This is a genomic window from Streptomyces mutomycini (assembly GCF_001700505.1).
In the GTDB taxonomy this organism is placed as follows: Bacteria; Actinomycetota; Actinomycetes; order Streptomycetales; family Streptomycetaceae; genus Streptomyces; species Streptomyces mutomycini.
Map to the genome: position 1 here is coordinate 1 of NZ_MAPV01000173.1, position 13,656 is coordinate 13,656.

Genomic DNA, 13,656 nt, shown 5'->3' on the forward strand with positions numbered 1-13,656 from the left:
CTCACTGGCCTCGGCCGCCCGGCCCGACCGGCTCGGGATCCTCCTCATCGACGGGCCGGGCGGCCGAGGCCAGTGAGGCGGCGACGGCGCGCAGCAGCTCCGTACGGCCGCTGCCCGCGGGGCCCTCGACCAGCAGATGCGGCCCCTCGTCTGCCAGATCGACCAGGAGCGGGCCGCGGGGGCCGGCGCCGAGCACGATCACGGGCCGTCCCGCGTGAGCGGACGACGCCCCTGAGCCACCGGACTCCGCGGCCCCGCTGTCGCGGCGCTGGGCGCCGATCCGGGGGGAGCCGCCGCTGCCGGCCGCGTGGGAGTAGGCGGAGCGGCCCGAGCCCGAGCTGGTCGGTCCGCTGCTCCGGAAGGGGGTGTGCCCGGCGTCGGGGGACTCGCGTGGCGCGCCCACCCGGGGCTGCCCGGTGCTCAGGGTGCGGCCGGAGCCCGTCGTGTCCAGGTCCGTGGCCCCGGGCGCGGCCGTGCGCACCGTGGCGCCCGGCTGGTCATCGGCGGTGGAGGCCCAGCGCGCCATCAGGGAGGCGGGGGTGGCCCTGGCGAGGCCCAGCTCGTCCAGCAGACGGGTGGACGGGGGTAGGGCGGCCGCGATCGGCCGGCCGGGCAGGGTGGCCGTGCCCTCGTCGCGCAGTGGGGCGAGGGCACGCCCGAACCGCTCGGCCCAGGCCGCCGACACGGCGTCCACCGCGGCGACGGTGCCGTGGCCCGCCGCCTGGCCGCCGGCGGTGCGCAGCAGCCGCAGCGCGGTCGCCACGTCGCCGCTCAGCATGGCGACCGCACCGCACTCGCGGAAGGCGATCGAGGCCCGGCACGCGGTGTCGTAGGTCGCGGCGACGGGGGACGTCGGGGAGGCGGCCGGGGTCTCGGCAAGGCAGATCAGATGGATTCCGGCCGCGGCGCCGGCGCCGGCCAGCCCGGCGGTGGTCTCGCGCAGGGCCGCCGAGCCGGGGTCTCCGTCCACGATCACCACGGTGTAGGGCCCGGTGTGGCGGCGGGCCGCCTCGGCCACGGAGGACCGGTCGGCGCTCGCCCAGCCTGGTCCCAGCGGCCCCTCCTCCACCCGGCGCACCAGCTCCGCCGTGCGGGCGCCCGCCTGTTCACGGTCGTACGCGAGGAGCAGGCGGCAGTCCTGGCCGTGCATGGGGCGCAGGTGGGGCAGCCAGCCGAGCCAGGCCCACTCGCGCCGGCGCTCCTCCAGGCTCCGGGCCCGGTCCGTGCTGATCAGCACGATCTCCAGGTCGAAGGGGGAGTGCAGCGCGGCGAGCTGTGCCACAGCCGAGCGGGCGAGCCCGGACAGCCTGGCCCGCGGACCCGCGAGCCCGAGCGATCCGGCCTCCCGCAGTCCGACGGTGACGGGCACGGCGGGCAGGTCGGCCCGATCCGTGGTTCCCAGCCTCACGACCAGGGCCTCGGGGTGTGCGGTGTCGCGCTCCCACAGGCGGGGCCCGGGGCCGAGCGCGGTGAGGAGCACGGCCGCGGGGTCCGGCCAGGTGCCGGCCGGGGCGGAGGAGGCGTGACGGGGGAAGGAGGCGGCGTGCGGGGCGGACGCGGAATCCGGTCCGGGCGCCGGTGGGGCGCCGGCCGGCGCCCCGTGCGTCTGCTCTCCCCTGCCGCCGGTGAACCGCCGGGCCCATGCACCTATGCCGCCGCGTCTGGGGGCGTCTTCGTGGGTGAGCGGGGCGTGGGTAGGAGTTGCCTGCCCGAACGGCTCGTCCGGGTGGGTGCCGTGGCCGGACGGGCCGTCGTCGTAGGGATGGTGGGTGCCCTGCCCGGCGGGGTCGAGGCTGTGGACGGTGCCGTGCTCGCCGGTGCCGGTGCCGGTGCCGGTGTCGGCACCGGTCGCGGGCTCCACGGCCGCACCCGGGGCGCTGCCCGCCGCGTCCGCGCGGGCCACCCGCAGATGACCCTCGCCGTCCGGCGTCGTCACCAGCGCGGGCGCCCGGTCGCCGGGTGTGAGCCGGAGCGTGGACTCGCCGAGCCGCAGCAGGGCGCCCGGAACCAGCCGGACCGGGCGGTCGCGGACGTCCGTGCCGTCCAGCGAGGTGCCGTTGGTGGAGCCCAGGTCGGCGACGGAGACCCGGCCGTCCTCGGAGACCGTCACCGCGCAGTGCAGCCGTGACACGTCCGGGTCGTCGAGGGGGACGTCCGCCTCGGCGGAACGGCCGATCCGGATCTGTCCGCCGTGCAGCAGATGGACCCCGCCGGCATCCGGTCCCGCGATCACGTGCAGCCGCGCCGGGACGGCGTCGTCGGTCGCCTCGTCGTCGCCGGGCACCTGGAGCGAGAGCACCGTGCCGTCCACCAGGGGCGGCTCCCCAAGGGCGCAGCGCTGCGGGTCGAGCCGCTCGCGCCCGGCATACAGCACGGTGGCGCCGCCGCCCAGGGAGCCCTCCGGGCCGGACACGGCGGCGGCCAGGCCGGATGAGACGGCCGCCAGGGCCGTCCCCGCGGGGGCGGTCACGAGCACGTCGCAGGCGCGCGCCGGGGTCTGGCCGCTGCGCGGCGCGAGGACGGTCAGCCGGATCTGCATCGCCGTCAGCGGTCCCTTCTGCGCGGTATGCCCGGCAGGGGAACGCCCTGTGATTCCCCCCACCCGGCACGGACGCGTCGTCCGGTACAGGTCGTCACGGAGCGTGAGGCTCACGAGCTCGCGGTTCCGTGCTGGTGGCATCCTCGCACCTGTCACCGACAACACGCCCGGGGGTGACCGCTCGGTGATCTTGAATGGCCGAGTGTGGGTGCAAAAGTTCCTGCTTGGTCCTGCCAGAGGTGTGCTGCACACTCGTTCGGCAACCAACTCCTCCGTGTATGCGTCTTCCCGTCAGCACTGCGGCAACACGACCGGAGGACGACCGGCCGGTGCCCCGTACGGCGGCACTAGAGTGGGCCGGAACATCCGGGCGGGCCCGGGGGGACCGCGAAAGCACAACGATCAGCAGGGAGCGCATGACGTGCGGCCGGTAGGCAGCAAGTACCTGCTCGAGGAGCCGCTCGGACGCGGCGCCACGGGCACCGTCTGGCGAGCCCGCCAGCGGGAGACCGCGGGCGCCGAGGCGGCAGTCGCCGGGCAGCCCGGCGAGACCGTCGCGATCAAGGTGCTCAAGGAGGAGCTCGCCAACGACGCGGATGTCGTGATGCGGTTCCTGCGCGAGCGCTCCGTGCTCCTGCGGCTCACCCACGCGAACATCGTGCGCACCCGCGACCTCGTCGTCGAGGGCGATCTCCTCGCCCTGGTGATGGACCTGGTCGACGGTCCCGACCTGCACCGCTATCTCCGCGAGAACGGTCCGCTCACCCCGGTCGCCGCCTCGCTGCTCACCGCCCAGATCGCGGACGCGCTGGCCGCGAGCCACGCCGACGGTGTCGTGCACCGCGACCTGAAGCCCGCGAACGTGCTGCTCGACGAGCGCAACGGCGAGATGCACCCGATGCTCACCGACTTCGGCATCGCGCGCCTCGCCGACTCCCCGGGGCTCACCCGGACCCATGAGTTCGTCGGTACGCCCGCCTATGTGGCGCCCGAGTCCGCCGAGGGCCGTCCGCAGACCTCGGCCGTGGACGTCTACGGCGCGGGCATCCTGCTGTACGAGCTGGTCACCGGCCGTCCGCCGTTCGCCGGGGGCACCGCGCTCGAGGTCCTGCACCGCCACCTCAGCGAGGAGCCCCGGCGCCCCAGCACCGTGCCCGAACCGCTGTGGACGGTCATCGAGCGCTGCCTGCGCAAGGACCCGGACCAGCGGCCCAGTGCCGTGAACCTGGCCCGTGCGCTGCGTACCGTCGGCGCGGGCATCGGCGTGCACGCGAACTCCGCCCAGATCGCGGCAGCCGAAGGTGTGGGCGCCCTGCTCGCCCCCGACCCGGCGCCCGCCGCCGTCCCGGAGACCCCGGGCGCGGCCGACCCGACGCAGGTGCTGCCGAGCAACGCGGGTTCGTACGACCCCTCGGCCGCGACCAGCGTGATGCAGCAGACCCCGGGAGGGGGCGGCCAGGCCGACCCGACCGCGATGATGCCGCCCGTACCGCCGCGCCCCGACGGCCCCCCGCGCCCCGACGAACCGCACCCCTGGCAGTCCCAGCTCAGGGCCGCCCGGGACCGCAACGAGCAGACGCAGGTCCAGTACCTCGACCCGAGCCAGGACCCGCTGCGCCGCCGGCCCCAGCGTCAGCAGCCGCCGCAGGACCGGCAACCCCAGCGCGCCCAGCAGCATGCGCCGCAGCAGCAGCCCCAGCGCTACGAGCCGCAGCAGCAGCCCCAGAGGCGGCAGCCCCAGCAGCCCCAGCAGCCGCAGCGGCAGCAGTACGCGCCTCCGCAGCAGCCGGCGCCCCAGCCGCCGGCCCCGCGTCAGCCGAGGCAGCGCAACGCCAACCCGATGCGCATCCCCGGCCTCGGCTGTCTCAAGGGGTGCCTCTTCTCGGTCGTGCTGCTGATTGTCGCCGCCTGGCTCATCTGGGAACTGACCCCGCTCCAGGACTGGATCGCCCAGGGCCAGAGCTTCTGGGACGCCATAGGGGACGGCATCGGCAACGTGACCGACTGGGTCAAGGAGCTCGGCGAGAGCGACCCGGGCGGCACTACCGGCCAGTAAAAGCCCCGACTCTGTTTCTTTGTCGACTTCTGCGGGCTCAATTCGCCCGCAGAAGTCGAGGTTGGCGCCATCCCGGGCACGCAATGCCCCGTTCGACGCGTAACTTTGTCGACCGGGGGTCAACGCCAGCCGCTGAGGGAGCAGTCTTGGCACGGAATATCGGCAGCCGGTACACCGCCCACCAGATCCTGGGGCGCGGCAGCGCCGGCACGGTGTGGCTCGGCGAGGGGCCCGAGGGCCCGGTCGCCATCAAGCTGCTCCGCGAGGACCTCGCGTCCGACCAGGAGCTCGTGGGTCGCTTCGTACAGGAACGCACCGCGCTGCTCGGGCTCGGACATCCGCACGTCGTCGCCGTCCGCGACCTCGTCGTGGACGGCACCGACCTGGCGCTGGTGATGGACCTGGTGCGGGGCACCGATCTGCGTACCCGCCTGGACCGGGAGCGCCGGCTCGCACCCGAGGCCGCCGCTGCGGTCGTCGCGGACGTCGCCGACGGGCTCGCCGCCGCGCACCGCGCCGGAGTGGTCCACCGCGACGTCAAGCCGGAGAACATCCTGCTCGACATGGAGGGCCCGCTCGGCCCCGGCGGCTCGCACCCCGCGCTGCTCACCGACTTCGGCGTCGCCAAGCTGATCGACACCCCGCGCCGCACCAAGGCCACCAAGATCATCGGCACCCCCGACTACCTGGCCCCCGAGATCGTCGAGGGCCTCCCGCCGCGCGCCGCCGTGGACATCTACGCCCTGGCGACCGTGCTCTACGAGCTCCTCGCCGGCTTCACCCCCTTCGGCGGCGGTCACCCCGGTGCCGTCCTGCGCCGCCATGTGACCGAGAGGGTCGTCCCGCTCCCCGGTATCCCCGAGGAGCTGTGGCAGCTCCTGGTCCAGTGCCTGGCCAAGGCCCCGGCCTCCCGGCTGCGCGCCTCCGAGCTCGCGGTCCGGCTGCGGGAGCTGCTCCCGCTCCTGGCCGGGATACCCCCGCTCGACGTCGACGAGCCGGACAGTGAGGCCGAGCCGCAGACGTACGACGAGCAGCAGTACACCCCGGCCCCCGAGAAGCCCCGCCGCCGCGGCGCGGTCCCGCTGGTGCCCGGCTCCTCCCCGGACTCCAACCGCGACACCCATACGAGCATGCGGGTCCCCGCCCCCGACGAACTCTCCGGAGGGCCCCTCGGCACGGCCCGCGCCCCGCGCGCCCCCGGCAGGCCGCGCCCCGGTTCGGCCCGGAACAGGGCGGCTGCGGTCCGGAAGCGCCGGATCACCCTGGGTGTGGCCGCGGTGGCACTGTGTGCGGCGATAGGTGTGGGCGGATGGCTCGCCACGAGCGGCGACGACTCCGGCGCGGCCCCCGACGACAACCGGAATTCGGCGCCCGCCGCCCCCTGAGGGGCGTCCCCGGAAGGGCCGGGATCCGGGGGAGGGACTGGTTCACCCGTCCAGCCGTTACGCTGGACCCGTGGCAGTCGTCGATATTTCCGAAGAGCTGAAGTCCCTCTCCTCCACCATGGGGTCGATCGAGGCGGTCCTGGACCTGGATTCGCTGAGGGCCGACATCGCCGTGCTCGAGGAGCAGGCGGCGGCGCCGTCCCTCTGGGACGACCCGGAGGCGGCGCAGAAGATCACCAGCAAGCTTTCGCACCTCCAGGCCGAGGTCCGCAAGACCGAGGCGCTCCGTGGCCGTATCGACGATCTCGGAATCATGTTCGAGCTCGCCGAGGACGAGGGCGACGCCGACGCCCTCGGCGAGGCGGAGGCCGAGCTGGAGTCCGTCCGGAAGGCGCTGGACGAGATGGAGGTCCGCACGCTCCTCTCCGGCGAGTACGACGCGCGCGAGGCCCTGGTCACCATCCGCGCCGAGGCCGGTGGCGTCGACGCCGCCGACTTCGCCGAGAAGCTCCAGCGCATGTACCTCCGCTGGGCCGAGCGGCACAACTACAAGACCGAGGTCTACGAGACGGCGTACGCCGAAGAGGCCGGCATCAAGTCGACCACTTTCGCGGTGGAGGTGCCGTACGCCTACGGCACGCTCTCCGTCGAGCAGGGCACCCACCGGCTCGTCCGTATCTCGCCCTTCGACAACCAGGGCCGCCGCCAGACGTCCTTCGCGGGTGTCGAGGTGCTGCCGGTGGTCGAGCAGACGGACCACATCGAGATCGACGAGTCCGAGCTGCGCGTCGACGTGTACCGCTCCTCGGGCCCCGGCGGCCAGGGCGTCAACACCACGGACTCCGCGGTGCGCCTGACCCACCTGGCCACCGGCATCGTCGTCTCCTGCCAGAACGAGCGCTCGCAGATCCAGAACAAGGCGTCCGCGATGAACGTCCTCCAGGCGAAGCTCCTCGAGCGCCGCCGCCAGGAGGAGCAGGCGAAGATGAACGCGCTCAAGGGCGACGGCGGCAACTCCTGGGGCAACCAGATGCGTTCCTACGTCCTCCACCCGTACCAGATGGTCAAGGACCTGCGTACGGAGTTCGAGATGGGCAACCCGGAAGCCGTCTTCGGCGGCGAGATCGACGGCTTCATCGAGGCCGGTATCCGCTGGCGCAAGCAGAACGAGAAGTAGTCTCTGACGCAGAGCTGTCGGGCCCGTACAGGTTCTCCTGTACGGGCCCGCTCGCGTTCCACGCCCCGAGTCCCCACCCTGCCCGGGGCGCTGGGCAGTTGAGGGGAGGATGTGGCGAGTGAGTCACAGTCATGATTCCGAATAGCTGTCAAGAACCCCCATAGCGGCCCGAATGCCCCCGGAACCGCCTTGACGTAGTCCTTAACTCTGGACAGGGTGCTAGAGCAGCACGCGTATGTCTGGGACAGGTGTGAACGGGGACGGGCGGGATGACCACGGTACGGCGTGGCCCTGCAGAGCATGTGACCCCGCAGGGCCGTGGACCGCATATGGCTGCTCCATTGACGAGATCAGCTACTGGGGGTAGCAACAGATGACCAAGAAGACGCGAATCCGCGTCGCGCGTATAGCCGCTGGTGCGGTTATCGCAGCGGGTGCCTCGCTCACCGCAGCGGGCGCCGCGCAGGCCGTGGGCCTCGATCTCAGCATTGGCGTGGACGCGAACGAAGGCGTCAGCGCCCAGACCAGCACCGACGGCGGCCCGATTGGCGGCGTTGACGGCGGTGTCGATGGCGGCACCGACGGCGGCACCGACGGCGGTGCTGATGGTGGTGCCGACGGCGGCACCGATGGTGGCCTCATCGGCGGCATCATCGGTGGTGCCGATGGCGGTGCTGACGGCGGTGCCGATGGTGGCGCTGACGGCGGTGCCGATGGTGGCGCTGACGGCGGTGCCGATGGTGGCGCTGACGGCGGTGCCGATGGTGGCGCTGACGGTGGTGCCGATGGTGGCGCTGACGGTGGTGCTGACGGTGGCGCTGACGGCGGTGCCGACGGTGGCGCTGACGGCGGTGCCAACGGTGGTGGCGCTGACGGCGGTGCCAACAGTGGCGGTGCCAACGGTGGTGGCGCAGACGGCGGTGCCAACAGTGGCGGTGCCAACGGTGGTGCCAACGGCGGCGGTGCCAACGGCGGCGGCACTGATGGCGGTGCCAACAGCGGCGGCACTGACGGTGGGTCCACCACCGGCGGGTCCACCGAGGCGCCGATCGACCCGTCCTACCCGGACGCCGGTGACAACACCGACACGGACAGCATCGGCAACCAGCCGGTCGAGCAGGGCAAGGGCAAGGACGAGCTCGCCGAGACCGGTGCGGCCGAGACCACGTTCCTGCTGATCGGTGCCGCGACGATGATCGCCGGTGGCATCGGCTTCCGCATCCTGCCGCGTCTGGCCGGCGGCGGTCGCACGGTCGCCTGACGCCCGTAAGCGCACGCAGAAGGGCCCGGGAGAGCCGACGCGGCACTCCCGGGCCCTTCGGCGCACCCAGCCGCTCCTGCGGCCGTACGCCCACGTTTCAGCCCCGTCGGGCGGGGTGCCGCGTCCGGTTCAGATGGCCTGGTGCGCCAGCAGTGCCAGGGCGGCCACCAGGATCACCATCAGCGCTATCAGCATCGCCGGATTGAGCCCCGCGAACGGTCCCTGGTCCTGCATCCGCTCCCGGCTCGCCCGGCAGACACGGCAACGGCCCTCGTTCACGGGCGCCGCGCAGTTCGCGCACACCAGTCGGTCATAGGTCATGCGCATTCCTCCTCCCGCGCGGCGGGAGCCGCCTTCACGTTCTCTCCGCACAACGCTCAGGGAAACGCAACCGTTCCCCTTACCACTGTGCCAGCTCGCGCCGATTTCGGCGCGGCCCGCGGGCAAGGTCCGGCCCGCCCCGTTTCGTTCCGTGCCGCTTTCCGTCACAAATCCCTCATTGCAGGACGCCGACTGCGCGCGCTCACCCGCTTCGCGTATGGTCACGCTCACCTACCCCCGGCCGACCGTGGTGCATCCGTGATCCGATTCGACAACGTCTCCAAGACCTACCCGAAGCAGAGCCGTCCAGCTCTCCGGGACGTCTCACTCGACATCGAGAAGGGCGAGTTCGTCTTCCTCGTGGGCTCTTCCGGCTCCGGCAAGTCCACCTTCATGCGGCTCATCCTCCGGGAGGAGCGCGCCAGTCAGGGCATGGTCCACGTGCTCGGCAAGGACCTCGCGCGGCTGTCCAACTGGAAGGTGCCGCAGATGCGCCGCCAGCTGGGCACCGTCTTCCAGGACTTCCGGCTCCTCCCCAACAAGACCGTCGCCGAGAACGTGGCCTTCGCGCAGGAGGTCATCGGCAAGCCGCGCGGCGAGATCCGCAAGGCCGTGCCGCAGGTTCTCGACCTCGTGGGTCTGGGGGGCAAGGAGGACCGGATGCCCGGCCAGCTCTCCGGCGGTGAGCAGCAACGTGTCGCGATCGCGCGGGCGTTCGTCAACCGCCCCATGCTGCTGATCGCGGACGAGCCGACCGGCAACCTCGACCCGCAGACCTCCGTGGGCATCATGAAGCTGCTGGACCGGATCAACCGGACCGGCACGACCGTGATCATGGCGACCCACGACCAGAACATCGTCGACCAGATGCGCAAGCGCGTCATCGAGCTCGAGCAGGGCCGCCTCGTCCGTGACCAGGCGCGTGGCGTCTACGGCTACCAGCACTGAGAGGGCCGGCCCCTCTGAGCCCCTGCACGAGCATCGAGTACTGAAAGGACGCCATGCGCGCCCAGTTCGTCCTGTCGGAGATCGGCGTCGGTCTTCGTCGTAACCTCACGATGACCTTCGCGGTCGTGGTCTCCGTCGCCCTCTCGCTCGCCCTGTTCGGCGGTGCGCTGTTGATGCGCGAGCAGGTCAGCTCGATGAAGACCTACTGGTACGACAAGGTCAACGTCTCGATCTTCCTCTGCAACAAGAACGACGCCAAGGACGTGCCCAAGTGCGCCAAGGGTGCCGTCACGGCGGAGCAGAAGAAGGAGATCAAGGCCGACCTCGAGAAGATGGAGGCCGTCGAGAAGCCGGTCCTCTTCGAGACGGTCGACCAGGCCTACAAGCACTACCAGGAGCAGTTCGGCGACTCGCCGATGGCCGGCAACATCACGCCGGACCAGATGCAGGAGTCGTTCCGGGTCAAGCTGAAGGACCCGCAGAAGTACAAGGTGGTCGCGACGGCCTTCGCGGGCCGCGACGGGGTGCAGTCCGTGCAGGACCAGCGGAGCATCCTGGACAACCTCTTCGGGCTGATGAACGGCATGAACGTGGCCGCGATCTTCCTGATGGGACTGATGCTGGTCATTGCGCTGATGCTCATCGTCAACACCGTCCGCGTCTCGGCGTTCAGCCGGAGACGTGAGACGGGCATCATGCGGCTGGTGGGGGCCTCTGGCTTCTACATCCAGATGCCCTTCATCATGGAGGCCGCGTTCGCCGGACTGATCGGCGGACTGCTCGCCTGCGTGATCCTGATCGCCGCACGGTACTTCCTGATCGACGGCGGTCTCGCGCTCCAGGAGAAGCTGAACCTGATCGACTTCATCGGCTGGGAGGCGGTGCTCACGAAGCTGCCCCTGGTCATCGCGATCGGGTTGCTGATGCCCGCCGTTGCCGCTCTCTTCGCGTTGCGCAAGTACCTCAAGGTGTGACGAGCGCCCCGTCCCGCATGCGGCCAAGGAGCCGTGTGCGGACGGGGCGTTGTCCTACACTCGGCCACATGATGGGCCATACGTACCATTTGAAACCCCGCGGCATCTGCCGCGGGGCGGCCCTGACGTTGGTGTTCGCGAGCGTGCTCGCCACCGCCGCGGCCACAGGATCCCTGCCCCGTGAGGACGACGGGGGCACGGAGATAAAGACCCGCTCGGTGTCCTCCACTGTGGGTTCCGTGGACCGTGAGGAGATCGCGGACGCGGTCGCCGACGCGGAGGCGGACGGGAAGTCCGGCAAGGATGCCGCCGAGGAGGTCGTCAGCCGCAGCGGTGACCGCTGGGGCGCGGTGTACGACGAGCGGGAGTACGAGGAGTTCGAGCAGGCCCTCGACGGTTCGTACACCGGGGTGGGGATCTCCGCCCGCCGCTCGGCCCGCGGCGAGGTCGTCGTGACGGGTGTGCAGGGCGGCAGCCCCGCGGCCGGGGCGGGTGTGCGCAAGGGCGACCTGCTGCGGACCGTGGACGGCCGTCCGGTCGAGAAGCGCCCCGTCGCCGACGTGGTCGCGCTGCTGCGCGGGGACCGGACGAAGGCGCCCGAGGGCTCCTCCGTCGTCCTCGGGCTGAGCCGCGGCGCCCACTCCTGGACCACGACCCTGCGCAGGGCCCGGCTCAGCCCCGACCCGGTGAGCGTACGGCGCCTCGGCCCGAGTCCTTCCTCCGCCGTACTGATCAAGGTCGCCGCGTTCACCAAGGGGGCCGGGACCGCGGTCCGCGACGCCGTGGACGAGGTGCCCGGGGACGCCGGGATCCTGCTGGACCTCCGGGCCAACGCGGGCGGTCTGGTCACCGAGGCCGTCACGGCGTCCTCCGCCTTCCTGGACGGCGGGCTCGTCGCCACCTACGACGTGCACGGTGACCAGCGCGCCCTGTACGCCGAGCCCGGCGGGGACACCGGCAGGCCCGTGGTCGTGCTGGTCGACGGCGGCACGATGAGCGCGGCCGAACTGCTGACCGGTGCGCTGCAGGACCGTGGGAGGGCCGTGACCGTCGGGTCACGCACCTTCGGCAAGGGATCCGTGCAGATGCCCAGCAAACTCCCGGGCGGCTCGGTGGCCGAGCTGACCGTCGGCCACTACCGCACTCCGGCGGGCCGCAGCGTCGAGGGAAGCGGCATCACGCCGGACGTCAGGGCGGGCCCGGAGGCCCAGCAGCGGGCCGAAACGGTATTGAGTGGCCTCGGGGGTGGGTCGTAGTGCGAAAATGACCGCACTATGGCCAAGGAAAAAGACACCGGGCGCAAGATGATTGCGCAGAACAAGAAGGCGCGGCACGACTACCACGTCCTCGACACCTACGAGTGCGGCCTCGTGCTGATGGGTACGGAGGTCAAGTCGCTGCGGATGGGCAGGGCGTCGCTGGTCGACGGCTTCGTCCAGATCGACAACGGGGAGGCGTGGCTGCACAACATCCACGTCCCGGAGTACGTGCAGGGCACCTGGACCAACCACTCGGCCAAGCGCAAGCGCAAGCTGCTCCTGCACCGGGCCGAGATCGACAAGCTCCAGTCCAAGTCGCAGGAGACCGGCCACACGATCGTGCCGCTCGCGCTGTACTTCAAGGACAGCCGCGTCAAGGTCGAGATCGCGCTCGCGAAGGGCAAGAAGGAGTACGACAAGCGCCAGACACTGCGCGAGAAGCAGGACACGCGGGAGACGAACCGCGCGATCTCGGCGGTCCGCCGGCGCCAGCGCAGCGCGTAGCCGCCACCCGGTCCGGGGTCCGCGCCCCGGAGCCGCGGGAATACGGTGGCATCCGCGTGCGTTGGTCACGTACGATGGGCCGTGCACCTCACAGACGGTGCGCGCATTTGAAAAAACAACATGGGGATGATCGGTTTCGACAGCGGATGTCGAAGCAGGGGAAGCGAGTCGAGGAAGCGGCAATGATCTCGTAAACCATATGTCGCAAACAATAATCGCCAATTCCAAGCGCGATTCCTCCGCCTTCGCCCTCGCTGCCTAATTAGCAGCTAAGCGAAGACTCTGCGGAGTGTCAGCCCGGGGGTGATCCCGACCCGGATCCTGGCATCAACTAGGGATCTAAACTTCTAAGCCCGGTCACGGGGCCTGGAAGGAAATCAAACAGTGACTGAGCCTGTCGGAGGCTTGTTCGCGTGACCTCCGGGGCCGAGAAAAGCGTAGCGAACTGCACTCGGAGAAGCCCTGGTTCCGCACCGTTGGACGCGGGTTCGATTCCCGCCATCTCCACAGTTCCCATGTGAACGAGGACCCCGTTGCCCCTGGCAGCGGGGTCCTCGTTTTTTGTGTGGGCGCCCTTCCGGATTCCGTTCAGGCTCTGCGCGTCCCCATGGCAGCCACGGCCAGGGCAAGGGCCGCCGCGCACATCGGCACCGCGTACCCGGTCACCGTGCCGGCGTGCTCCACCGTCCAGCCGCCTCCTGCCGAACCCGCCGCTATGCCGCCCAGCAGGGCCGTGACGGCGAGCGTCATGCCCTCGTTGAGCTGCGCCTGCGGGGTGAGCCGCTGGATCAGGGTCATGCCGGTGACCATGGTGGGCGCGGTGGCAGCCCCCGCCAGGAGCAGGCAGCCCGCCAGGACGAGCAGTGAATCGGTCGTGGCCGCCGCGATCAGGGGGAGGGACATCAGCGCGGTCATCCCCGCCAGGCACAGCAGCAGCCTCCGCCCGGCACTCGCGGCGGGGCGCAGCGATCCGTACAGCAGGCCGGCCACGCAGGAGCCGCCGGCCTGGAGGGCGAGGATCGCGCCTCCGGCGTGGGCGATGGAGACGACCTCCATCGCTCCGAAGACCGCCCCGGTCGCGAGGAAGACGGTGAGCAGGGCGATCATGCCCGGGGTGCGCAGGGGAGAGGCTGCCCGTGTGCCGGGGGTCACCGGCGGTTCGGTCGCGCGCTGCGCGGCGAAGATCAGGACACCGGTCATGAGCAGGATCGCGCCGGTGACCCCCGGCACAC

General features: G+C 71.4%; 9 protein-coding genes, 1 other RNA gene and 2 pseudogenes. 9 read left to right on the forward strand and 3 right to left on the reverse strand.

Going from position 1 to position 13,656, the window contains the following annotated elements:
* Positions 1-52: 52 nt before the first annotated feature.
* A pseudogene (locus BFF76_RS23705) lies at positions 53-2,539 on the reverse strand (FHA domain-containing protein); the annotation flags it as partial.
* Positions 2,540-2,960: 421 nt separating this feature from the next.
* On the opposite strand from BFF76_RS23705, the gene BFF76_RS23710 reads away from it, so the two are divergent.
* The 4 genes from BFF76_RS23710 to BFF76_RS23725 all read left to right on the forward strand — a co-directional run bounded on the left by BFF76_RS23710 (position 2,961) and on the right by BFF76_RS23725 (position 8,418).
* Positions 2,961-4,595 (forward strand): serine/threonine-protein kinase, encoded by a 1,635-nt coding sequence (locus BFF76_RS23710; protein WP_053929405.1) that lies wholly within the window; start codon positions 2,961-2,963, stop codon positions 4,593-4,595.
* A gap of 146 nt (positions 4,596-4,741) precedes the next feature.
* A complete protein-coding gene (locus tag BFF76_RS23715) occupies positions 4,742-5,980 on the forward strand; it encodes a serine/threonine-protein kinase (protein ID WP_065849018.1) in 1,239 nt (412 codons plus the stop codon).
* 70 nt (positions 5,981-6,050) lie between these two features.
* Positions 6,051-7,157 carry a peptide chain release factor 2 gene (prfB, locus tag BFF76_RS23720; protein WP_031100686.1) on the forward strand — a complete coding sequence of 369 codons (1,107 nt, stop codon included), beginning with the start codon at positions 6,051-6,053 and terminating at the stop codon, positions 7,155-7,157.
* Positions 7,158-7,530: 373 nt separating this feature from the next.
* Positions 7,531-8,418, forward strand: coding sequence for an LPXTG cell wall anchor domain-containing protein (locus BFF76_RS23725; protein WP_065849019.1), 888 nt, complete (start codon positions 7,531-7,533; stop codon positions 8,416-8,418).
* A gap of 129 nt (positions 8,419-8,547) precedes the next feature.
* Here the strand turns inward: BFF76_RS23725 and BFF76_RS23730 are convergent, their stop codons facing one another.
* Complete coding sequence (locus BFF76_RS23730; protein ID WP_031100682.1) at positions 8,548-8,739, reverse strand: hypothetical protein; 192 nt, start codon at positions 8,737-8,739, stop codon at positions 8,548-8,550.
* Between the two features lie 258 nt (positions 8,740-8,997).
* Here BFF76_RS23730 and ftsE point away from each other — a divergent pair, with 258 nt between their 5' ends.
* The 5 genes from ftsE (at position 8,998) to ssrA (ending at position 12,934) form a co-directional block, all read left to right on the forward strand.
* On the forward strand, positions 8,998-9,687 hold the full coding sequence (gene ftsE, locus BFF76_RS23735) for a cell division ATP-binding protein FtsE (protein ID WP_031100680.1): 690 nt from the start codon (positions 8,998-9,000) through the stop codon (positions 9,685-9,687).
* Between the two features lie 53 nt (positions 9,688-9,740).
* Positions 9,741-10,661: a permease-like cell division protein FtsX gene (gene ftsX / locus BFF76_RS23740; protein WP_031100677.1), complete on the forward strand. Its 921-nt coding sequence runs from the start codon at positions 9,741-9,743 to the stop codon at positions 10,659-10,661.
* 68 nt (positions 10,662-10,729) lie between these two features.
* Positions 10,730-11,917, forward strand: coding sequence for a S41 family peptidase (locus tag BFF76_RS23745; protein ID WP_065849020.1), 1,188 nt, complete (start codon positions 10,730-10,732; stop codon positions 11,915-11,917).
* An 18-nt stretch (positions 11,918-11,935) separates the two neighbouring features.
* Positions 11,936-12,424 (forward strand): SsrA-binding protein SmpB, encoded by a 489-nt coding sequence (smpB, locus tag BFF76_RS23750; RefSeq protein WP_031100674.1) that lies wholly within the window; start codon positions 11,936-11,938, stop codon positions 12,422-12,424.
* Positions 12,425-12,546: 122 nt separating this feature from the next.
* Positions 12,547-12,934: a transfer-messenger RNA gene (ssrA, locus tag BFF76_RS23755) on the forward strand.
* A 78-nt stretch (positions 12,935-13,012) separates the two neighbouring features.
* On the opposite strand, the pseudogene BFF76_RS23760 reads toward ssrA, so the two are convergent.
* Positions 13,013-13,656: pseudogene (locus BFF76_RS23760) on the reverse strand (MFS transporter); the annotation flags it as partial.